Below are 9042 nucleotides of genomic sequence, written 5' to 3' on the forward strand. Positions count from 1 at the left end.
CCCCACCCCCCATCCGCTGCTCCTTTGAGTGCAACTTTGATCACACAGGCAGGCCCCCCCGTAAGCGCCGCAGGCAACCGTCGCTACCATGCTGGGGGCCGGTGGACCGTACCCGGCCGGGCCCGACCGACAAGGAAAGCCGGCGCGGCCCCAATCCCCGCTCCCGGAGGAAATTTCCGTGCCGGCTGGAACGCTGTACCGCGGCCGGGAAGGAATGTGGTCCTGGGTGGCTCATCGAGTCACCGGCGTCCTCATTTTCTTCTTCCTGTTCGTTCACGTGCTGGACACCGCTCTCGTGCGGGTGTCCCCCGAGGCCTACGACACCGTCGTGGCCACGTACAAGACGCCGATCGTCGCGCTGCTGGAGTACGGCCTCGTCGCCGCCATCCTCTTCCACGCGCTCAACGGCCTGCGTGTCATCGCCGTCGACTTCTGGGTCAAGGGCGCCCGCTACCAGAAGCAGATGCTCTGGACCGTCGTCGCCCTGTGGGTCGTGCTGATGATCGGGGCGATCTACCCCGTCCTCGGCCACGCCGCTCGTGAACTGTTCGGGAGCTGACGCCAATGTCCACGACTGAATCCCCCGCATCCGGGATCGGCCCCGTCGAGGGCGCCTCCCTCTACACGGTCGACAACCCGGCGCCGCTGATCGAAGCCCCCCGCGCGCGCACGAAGAAGACCCCGAAGTCCACCCGTGGCAACTTCGAGATGGTCGCCTGGCTGTTCATGCGCCTGTCCGGCGTGGTGCTGGTCGTCCTGGTCATCGGGCACCTGCTCATCCAGCTGGTGCTGGACGGCGGCGTCTCGAAGATCGGTTTCGCCTTCGTCGCCGGCCGCTGGGCCTCGCCGTTCTGGCAGGTCTGGGACCTCCTGATGCTCTGGCTCGCGATGCTGCACGGCGCGAACGGCCTGCGCACGGTCATCAACGACTACGCGGAGCGCCCCAACACCCGGCTGTGGCTCAAGGGCCTGCTCTACACCGCCACGGTGTTCACCATCCTGCTGGGCACGCTGGTGATCTTCACCTTCGACCCGAACATCCGCTAGGCACGGGGCTGCGAAAATCATGAAGGTACACAAGTACGACACCGTCATCGTCGGCGCCGGTGGCGCCGGCATGCGCGCGGCCATCGAGTCGACGAAGCGCAGCCGCACCGCCGTCCTGACGAAGCTCTACCCCACCCGCTCCCACACGGGCGCCGCGCAGGGCGGCATGGCCGCCGCGCTGGCCAACGTGGAGGAGGACAACTGGGAGTGGCACACCTTCGACACGGTCAAGGGCGGTGACTACCTGGTCGACCAGGACGCCGCCGAGATCCTGGCGAAGGAGGCCATCGACTCGGTCCTCGACCTGGAGAAGATGGGCCTGCCGTTCAACCGGACGCCCGACGGGACGATCGACCAGCGCCGCTTCGGCGGCCACAGCCGGAACCACGGCGAGGCTCCCGTCCGCCGCTCCTGCTACGCGGCCGACCGCACCGGCCACATGATCCTCCAGACGCTGTACCAGAACTGCGTGAAGGAGGGCGTGGAGTTCTTCAACGAGTTCTACGTCCTGGACCAGCTGATCACCGAGGTCGACGGCGTCAAGAAGTCGTCCGGTGTGGTCGCCTACGAGCTGGCGACCGGCGAGATCCACGTCTTCCAGGCGAAGTCCGTGATCTACGCCTCCGGCGGCACCGGCAAGTTCTTCAAGGTGACCTCCAACGCGCACACGCTCACCGGTGACGGCCAGGCGGCCGTGTACCGGCGCGGGCTGCCGCTGGAGGACATGGAGTTCTTCCAGTTCCACCCGACCGGCATCTGGCGCATGGGCATCCTGCTGACGGAGGGCGCCCGCGGTGAGGGCGGCATCCTCCGCAACAAGGACGGCGAGCGCTTCATGGAGAAGTACGCGCCGGTCATGAAGGACCTCGCGTCCCGTGACGTCGTCTCCCGCTCCATCTACACGGAGATCCGCGAGGGCCGCGGCTGCGGTCCCGAGGGCGACCACGTCTACCTGGACCTCACCCACCTCCCGCCGGAGCAGCTGGACGCCAAGCTCCCGGACATCACGGAGTTCGCGCGGACCTACCTCGGCATCGAGCCCTACACGGACCCGATCCCGATCCAGCCCACCGCGCACTACGCCATGGGCGGCATCCCGACCAACGTCGAGGGTGAGGTCCTCGCGGATAACACCACCGTCGTCCCGGGCCTGTACGCGGCCGGCGAGGTGGCCTGCGTGTCGGTGCACGGCGCCAACCGCCTGGGCACCAACTCGCTGCTCGACATCAACGTCTTCGGCCGCCGGGCCGGCATCGCCGCCGCGGAGTACGCCCAGAAGGCGGACTTCGTCGAGCTGCCCGCCGACCCGGAGTCCCTGGTCGTCGAGCAGATCGAGCGGCTGCGCTCCTCCACCGGCACCGAGCGGGTGGCGACGCTCCGCCGCGAGCTGCAGGAGTGCATGGACGCCAACGTCATGGTGTTCCGCACCGAGCAGACGATCAAGACGGCCGTCGAGAAGATCGGCGAGCTGCGCGCCCGCTACAAGAACGTGTCGATCCAGGACAAGGGCCGGCGGTTCAACACCGACCTGCTCGAGGCCGTCGAGCTGGGCAACCTGCTCGACCTGGCCGAGGTGATGGCGGTCTCCGCCCTCGCCCGCAAGGAGTCGCGCGGCGGTCACTACCGCGAGGACTTCCCCAACCGCGACGACGTCAACTTCATGCGCCACACCATGGCGTACCGCGAGGTGGGCGACGACGGCGCCGAGTCCATCCGGCTCGACTACAAGCCGGTCGTCCAGACCCGCTACCAGCCGATGGAGCGTAAGTACTGATGGCTACCCCTGTCATGGAGAAGAGCGACTCGGCCCCCGAGCCCGGCTTCGCCGACTCCCCCTACATCACGGTCACCTTCCGCGTCCGCCGGTTCAACCCGGAGGTCGCGGCCGAGGCCGCCTGGGAAGACTTCCAGCTGGAGATCGACCCGAAGGAGCGTGTCCTCGACGCGCTGCACAAGATCAAGTGGGACCTCGACGGAAGCCTGACCTTCCGCCGCTCCTGCGCGCACGGCATCTGCGGGTCGGACGCCATGCGGATCAACGGCAAGAACCGGCTGGCCTGCAAGACGCTGATCAAGGACCTCAGCCCCGAGAAGCCGATCACGGTCGAGCCCATAAAGGGCCTGACGGTCCTCAAGGACCTGGTCGTCGACATGGAGCCGTTCTTCCAGGCGTACCGGGACGTGATGCCCTTCCTGATCACGAAGGACACCAACGAGCCGACGCGTGAGCGCCTTCAGACCGCTGAGGACCGCGAGCGCTTCGACGACACCACGAAGTGCATCCTGTGCGCCGCCTGCACGTCCTCGTGCCCGGTGTTCTGGAACGACGGGCAGTACTTCGGTCCCGCCGCGATCGTGAACGCCCACCGCTTCATCTTCGACTCGCGCGACGAGGCCGGCGAGCAGCGGCTGGAGATCCTCAACGACCGCGACGGCGTCTGGCGCTGCCGCACGACCTTCAACTGCACGGACGCCTGCCCGCGCGGCATCGAGGTCACCAAGGCGATCGCGGAGGTGAAGCGGGCGCTGATCACGCGCCGCTTCTGACCCGCGGGACGACCGCCACGGCCGAGGGCCCCGATCCACGTGATCGGGGCCCTCGGCCGTACTGCGGTCGGGTCAGCCGCGCAGCGGGCGGCCTTCCTTGTCCGTGCGGTCGTTGCTGACCAGGAAGATGATGCCGTCGATCAGCGCCCAGAAGCCGAGGCCGCCGCAGGTGAGCAGCTGGGCCACACCGACACCGACGGAACCGACGTAGAAGCGGCCGATGCCCAGGGTGCCCAGGAAGAGCTGGAGGATACCGGCGACGATCTTCGACTTGTCGGAGTACGGGCGGCCCTGCGGGTCGACGCCGTAGGGAGCGGTGGGGTTCGGGGGAACGGTCATGGTGTGGTGCTCCTGGGGAGAAGTGGGACGGACCGGGGCGGGATGGCCCCGGCGGCCCAGGAGGGGACACCGCTGATCGCACGCTCGACGCACGGCGGCTCACGTCTGTGACGTGGCCGTCCCCCCTCTGTGCGTCACGAAGCGTAGGAGACGCGTGGGTCAGTTGGGAAATATTATGATCCAACGTTCCCATTTCGTGATCATTGGTCACACGACGTTGCGAACGACCGTCCAGGCCACCGCCGTCAGCAGGATCAGCGCCTGACCCCACGGGGCGATCCGGGGCCGGTAGGAGCGGCCGCGCAGGCCCTCCACCGTCCAACGGGCCCACAGCGCCAGCGCGAACGGCGCGGCGAGCAGCAGGGCGCGGTTGTCCAGCCAGGCCGCGGCGAAGTGACCGTGCATCAGGTCGTAGACCATGCGCGTGGCGCCGCAGGCCGGGCAGAGCAGCCCGGTGACGAAGCGGAACGGGCACTGGGGCAGCGGGTGGCCGCCCTCGTGCGGATCGGTGCCCCACAGGTACCCGGCACCGGCGGCGCCCGCGACGAGCACCCCGACGGGTGCGGCCGCGGGATGCCACTGGCGCCGTCGCCGGCCCGGCGGTGCGCAGGGCGCGGTGTCAGCCACGCAGGACGCGGCCCTGGTCGTCGGTGCGGTCGTTGCTGACCAGGTACATGATGCCGTCGATCAGCGCCCAGAAGCCGAGGCCGCCGCAGGTGAACAGCTGGGCCACGCCTATGCCGACGGAGCCGACGTAGAAGCGGCCTATGCCGAAGCTGCCGAGGAAGAGCTGGAGCACACCGGCGACGATCTTCGACTTGTCGGAGTACGGGCGGCCGTAGGGGTCGTAGCCGTAGGGGGCGCTCGGGTCGGTGGCGTAGTAGCCCGGCGCCGGCGGGGGGTATCCGGGGGTCTGGTAGCCGGGAGCGCCCTGCGGGTAGCCGGGGGTCTGGTAGCCGCCGGGCGGGGGCTGCTGGCCACCCTGGGGATAGCCGTAGGGGCCGGGCTGCCCGGCGGGGCCCGAGCCCTGGTTCGGGTAGCCGTAGCCGGGCGGCTGGGAAGGCTGGGGCGGCTGCTCGCTCACAGTGGGGTCACTCCTGGTCGACTTCGGAAACTGCCGGTCATATTGCAGGACCGGAGCCGCACAAGAGAAGTCGGGGCCGGGAACGGCCGTCCGCCCGGGCGGGTGACGGCGCCGCTGCGTCGCCGCCCGGTCCGTCCGTACGGCGCCCGCGCACACCTAATCTGACGTCATGTCAGATCATGAGTCGTACGAACTGCTCGGGTTCGACAACGTGCTGCTGCCCGTCGGAAACCTCGGCGAGGCCGTCGACTTCTACGAGCGGGCCGGGTTCACGGTCGCCTACCGGCTCGACGAGGCCGGGATCGCACTGCTGAAAGTGGGGGGCGAGACACCCGGGCTGCTGCTGCGGGTGGAGGAGGAGTTCTGGCGGCAGCCGCCGATGTGGCCCTCCGCGCGGGTGTGGCTGGAGACGACGGACGCCCGCACCGCGGCCACGGCGCTGCGGGAGGCCGGGGTGCCGCCGCTCGACGAGCCGTTCCCCGTGGCCACCGGCTGGACCGTCGAGTTCGCCGACCCGTGGGGCAACGTCATCGGCCTGACGGACTACTCCAAGCGTCCGGAACTGGGCCGTCGCCCCTGAACGGCTTCCCGCTTGAACGTGTTCAAAAACAGGTCTACAGTCAGTCCTGTCAGCGTTTTGAACGCGTTCAAGAAGGGGTGGGGCATGGACCGCACCGTCATCGCCTACGTCATCTACCTGGCCGTCAGCATCGGACTGACCGTCTGGGTGGCCCGCACGCTCAGCCGCAACGGACGGGTCTTCCTCTCCGACGTCCTGCACGGCAACGAGAAGCTGGCCGACGCCGTCAACCACCTCCTGGTGGTCGGCTTCTACCTGGTCAACCTCGGCTTCGTCGCGCTCTACCTGAGCGACGACGCGACCATCACCGACACCCGCGGCATCTTCGAGGCGCTCTCGACCAAGCTCGGCGTGGTGCTGCTGGTGCTCGGCGTGATGCACCTGGGCAACGTCTACGTGCTCAACAGGATCCGGCGGCGCGGCATGATGGAGCGGGAGCAGGTGCCGCCGGTCCCGCCGCAGGGCTGGGTGGCCCCGACGGCCGGGGCCTGAGCCATGGCTCCCGCCACCGGGACGGCCGGCGCCCCCGTGCGCCGGCTCACCGTCCTCTACGACGCCGAGTGCTCCCTGTGCACCCACGTGCGGGACTGGCTGCTGCGTCAGCCCCGCCTGGTGGAGCTGGACCTGGTCCCGGCGGGGTCGGACGAGGCGCGCCGGCTCCTGCCCGGCCTCGACCACGCGGCCACCCTCGACGAGGTCACCGTCGTGGGTGACGCCGGTCAGGTCTACCGGGGCGCCGCCGCCTGGATCGTCGTCCTGTGGGCCCTGCGCGGGCACCGCGCCCTCGCCCACCGGCTCAGCACGCCCGCGGGCGCCCGGCTGGCCCGCGGGGCGGTGCTGGCCGCCGCGAAGTGGCGGGGCGGGCAGCGGCAGTGGGGCGGCAACGGGTACCGCCGCGCCGACGGCTGGGTGTACGAGCCGGGGCTCGGCTGGATGTACGCCGGACCCGGGTGTGCCGACGGCACCTGCGCCACTGGATAGGCTCTGTACCCGTGCCTGCGACCAACGACGGCCCCGACGAGGGCGCCCACCTCACCAAGTCCGAGCAGACCCGCGCGCTGATCCTGGAGACGGCCATGCGGCTGTTCCAGGAACGCGGCTACGACCGGACGACGATGCGGGCCATCGCCCAGGAGGCAGGGGTCTCCGTCGGCAACGCGTACTACTACTTCGCCGGCAAGGAACACCTGATCCAGGGCTTCTACGACCGGATCGCCGCCGAGCACCAGGCGGCGGTCCGCGAGGTCCTGGCCAGGGAGACCGACCTGGAGGCGCGGCTGGCGGGCGTGCTGAAGGTCTGGCTGGACATCGCCACGCCGTACCACGAGTTCGCCGTGCAGTTCTTCAAGAACGCCGCCGACCCGGACAGCCCGCTCAGCCCCTTCTCCCCCGAGTCGGAGCACGCGCGCAAGGAGGCCATCAGCATCCACCGCGCGGTGCTGGCGGGCGCGAAGACCAAGGTGCCGGAGGACCTGCGGGACATCCTGCCGGAGCTGATGTGGCTCTCCCAGATGGGCCTCGTCCTGTACTGGATCTTCGACCGGACGGAGGGCCGCGAGCGCAGCTACCGGCTCGCCGAACGCGGCGCCCGGCTCACCGCGCGGGGCGTCGTGCTGGCCCGCTTCCGGGTCCTGCGCCCCCTGGTGCGCGAGGTGCACGAGCTGTTCACGGACTTCCTGCCGGGCATGACGCGGGCGCTGCCGGACCCCGGCCGGAAGGCCGGCCGGAAGGCCGACGGGCAGACCGGGGGTCAGGCCTGACGGGAGGCCAGCTCGATCACCGTGATGTCCGACTCCGCCCCCACGCGCGTGGGCGGGCCCCAGGCGCCCGCGCCGCGGCTGACGTACAGCTGGGTGTCGCCGTAGCGCTCCAGACCCGCCAGGGTGGGGTTGGCGGCCCCCGCGATGAGGTTGCCGGGCCAGAGCTGGCCGCCGTGGGTGTGGCCGGAGAGCTGGAGGTCGACGCCGTGGTCGACGGCGTCGTGGATCTGCACCGGCTGGTGGGCGAGCAGCACGCACGCCCGCGCCCGGTCCCGGTCTCCGAGGGCCTTGGCGTAGTCGGGGCCCTGGCCCTCCTCCTCGCCCGCCACGTCGTTGACGCCGGCCAGGTCGAAGTGGCGCAGCTCGGTGCGGGCGTTCTCCAGCGGGAGCAGACCGAGCCGCCGCACCTCCTCGACCCACTGCTCGGCGCCGGAGAAGTACTCGTGGTTGCCGGTGACGAAGTACGCGCCGTCCCGCGCCCTCAGCCCGGCCAGCGGGGCCGCCGCCGGGCCGAGGTCCTTCACGCTGCCGTCGACCAGGTCGCCGACGACGGCGATGAGGTCGGGCTGCGTGGAGTTGATCGTGTCGACGACCTTCTGCGCGAAGCCCCGGCCGAGCACCGGGCCGAGGTGGATGTCGCTGACCACGGCGATGCGGTAGCCGTGCGCCGCGCGCGGGAGCTTGGCCAGCGGCACGGTGACCCGCTTGACCGAGGGCCCGTTCAGCACGCCGTACGTGCCGTAGCCGACCGTCCCGACGGCCGCCGCGGCGGCGGCACCGGCGACGACGCGGGAGACGAAGAGGCGGCGGGAGGGGAGGGCGAGCGGACTGTCGGGCGCCTCGGGCGGCTGCGGTCCCCCGGGCGACCGGGGCGGCTCGGTCGCCCGGCCCGGCTCGGCGGGCTCCGGCTGCTCGGGCGGGGCCGTGGCGGCCGGTATCCGCTCCTGGTCCGTGGCCTCGGGCCGCGGCGGCTCCGCACCGGCCTTCCGCACCGCCCCGCGCCGCTCCAGGAAGCGCCGCAGCAGCGGACGGACGACCTCGCCCGCCAGCAGCGCGAGGAGCAGGTAGATGGAGAGCGCCAGCCACAGGAAACCGGGCCAGGCCAGCACCTGCTGGAGCCAGAAGGGGGCGCCCGCGCGCTCGGCGACCAGGGCGCCGACGGCCAGCACCCAGCCCCCGGCGATCACCGCCCCGCCGATCCGGCGCACCGGGCCCGGGCCCGGGGTGGTGTCACGGAACAGGCGCCGCCACACGTACCAGTTGGACGTCACGAGGACGCTCACCACTGCCAGCGCGACCAGCGCGAAGACGACCACCATGCCGCCGTATCCCCTCGGTTGTGACGTCCGCGACGTCTATGAGCTTCGGCGCAGTACGCGCACCGAACGCAACCCGATGCCTCCGACGACCGTCCCCAATACGAAGGAGACGACGGCGAGCAGCAGGTGCACCCAGAAGTACGCCGTGGGGTCGCCGTCCTCGAAGGCGAGCCCGCTGCTGTCCTTGATCAGGTTTTTGACGAAAGTGATCCAGATGATCCAGCTCCACACCCCGAAAGCGAGCAGGAACCAGGAGACGGGGCGGCTGAGCTTCATGGTTTCAGTATCGCCGCACGCTGTCCTGAACCGTGCGCGGGGTGGGGAGGGGGGTGGGAAGGGCCCGCTCCCGGGAGGTACGTTCTCGCT

The 9042-nt window shown here is 70.5% G+C and carries 13 protein-coding genes; 8 read left to right on the forward strand and 5 right to left on the reverse strand.

What is annotated here, in order from left to right; all coding sequences use genetic code 11:
- Nucleotides 1-178 precede the first annotated feature (178 nt).
- Genes sdhC through DMH12_RS34925 form a run of 4 tightly spaced genes read left to right on the forward strand, consistent with a single transcriptional unit; the run spans nucleotide 179 to nucleotide 3594 of the window.
- Nucleotides 179-559: a succinate dehydrogenase, cytochrome b556 subunit gene (gene sdhC, locus DMH12_RS34910; RefSeq protein WP_079163643.1), complete on the forward strand. Its 381-nt coding sequence runs from the start codon at nucleotides 179-181 to the stop codon at nucleotides 557-559.
- 5 nt (nucleotides 560-564) lie between these two features.
- Complete coding sequence (locus tag DMH12_RS34915) at nucleotides 565-1047, forward strand: succinate dehydrogenase hydrophobic membrane anchor subunit (protein WP_122615873.1); 483 nt, start codon at nucleotides 565-567, stop codon at nucleotides 1045-1047.
- Between the two features lie 19 nt (nucleotides 1048-1066).
- Complete coding sequence (sdhA, locus tag DMH12_RS34920) at nucleotides 1067-2821, forward strand: succinate dehydrogenase flavoprotein subunit (protein ID WP_125495344.1); 1755 nt, start codon at nucleotides 1067-1069, stop codon at nucleotides 2819-2821.
- Entirely contained in the window at nucleotides 2821-3594 is a 774-nt protein-coding gene (locus DMH12_RS34925) for a succinate dehydrogenase iron-sulfur subunit (protein ID WP_122615871.1), read from the forward strand. The genes sdhA and DMH12_RS34925 overlap by 1 nt, the downstream gene beginning before the upstream one ends.
- Nucleotides 3595-3666: 72 nt before the next feature.
- Here the strand turns inward: DMH12_RS34925 and DMH12_RS34930 are convergent, their stop codons facing one another.
- From DMH12_RS34930 to DMH12_RS34940, 3 genes are all read right to left on the reverse strand, one after another.
- A complete protein-coding gene (locus tag DMH12_RS34930) occupies nucleotides 3667-3933 on the reverse strand; it encodes a TM2 domain-containing protein (RefSeq protein ID WP_122615870.1) in 267 nt (88 codons plus the stop codon).
- A gap of 207 nt (nucleotides 3934-4140) precedes the next feature.
- Nucleotides 4141-4560 carry a DUF2752 domain-containing protein gene (locus DMH12_RS34935; protein WP_125495345.1) on the reverse strand — a complete coding sequence of 140 codons (420 nt, stop codon included), beginning with the start codon at nucleotides 4558-4560 and terminating at the stop codon, nucleotides 4141-4143.
- On the reverse strand, nucleotides 4553-5017 hold the full coding sequence (locus DMH12_RS34940) for a TM2 domain-containing protein (RefSeq protein ID WP_125495346.1): 465 nt from the start codon (nucleotides 5015-5017) through the stop codon (nucleotides 4553-4555). Before DMH12_RS34940 ends, DMH12_RS34935 begins: the two co-directional genes overlap by 8 nt.
- 169 nt (nucleotides 5018-5186) lie before the next feature.
- On the opposite strand from DMH12_RS34940, the gene DMH12_RS34945 reads away from it, so the two are divergent.
- From DMH12_RS34945 to DMH12_RS34960, 4 genes are all read left to right on the forward strand, one after another.
- Nucleotides 5187-5597: a VOC family protein gene (locus DMH12_RS34945; protein ID WP_125495347.1), complete on the forward strand. Its 411-nt coding sequence runs from the start codon at nucleotides 5187-5189 to the stop codon at nucleotides 5595-5597.
- Between the two features lie 84 nt (nucleotides 5598-5681).
- Nucleotides 5682-6089: a hypothetical protein gene (locus DMH12_RS34950; protein WP_122615866.1), complete on the forward strand. Its 408-nt coding sequence runs from the start codon at nucleotides 5682-5684 to the stop codon at nucleotides 6087-6089.
- Between the two features lie 3 nt (nucleotides 6090-6092).
- On the forward strand, nucleotides 6093-6578 hold the full coding sequence (locus DMH12_RS34955; protein ID WP_125495348.1) for a thiol-disulfide oxidoreductase DCC family protein: 486 nt from the start codon (nucleotides 6093-6095) through the stop codon (nucleotides 6576-6578).
- An 11-nt stretch (nucleotides 6579-6589) separates the two neighbouring features.
- Complete coding sequence (locus DMH12_RS34960) at nucleotides 6590-7357, forward strand: TetR/AcrR family transcriptional regulator (protein ID WP_125495349.1); 768 nt, start codon at nucleotides 6590-6592, stop codon at nucleotides 7355-7357.
- Here DMH12_RS34960 and DMH12_RS34965 read toward each other — a convergent pair.
- Nucleotides 7348-8676, reverse strand: coding sequence for a metallophosphoesterase (locus DMH12_RS34965; RefSeq protein WP_125495350.1), 1329 nt, complete (start codon nucleotides 8674-8676; stop codon nucleotides 7348-7350). The genes DMH12_RS34960 and DMH12_RS34965 overlap by 10 nt on opposite strands.
- Nucleotides 8677-8712: 36 nt before the next feature.
- A complete protein-coding gene (locus tag DMH12_RS40100) occupies nucleotides 8713-8952 on the reverse strand; it encodes an SCO4848 family membrane protein (RefSeq protein ID WP_122615862.1) in 240 nt (79 codons plus the stop codon).
- Nucleotides 8953-9042: the final 90 nt, after the last annotated feature.

The sequence above is a fragment of the Streptomyces sp. WAC 04229 genome (genome assembly GCF_003947455.1).
GTDB lineage: Bacteria > Actinomycetota > Actinomycetes > Streptomycetales > Streptomycetaceae > Streptomyces.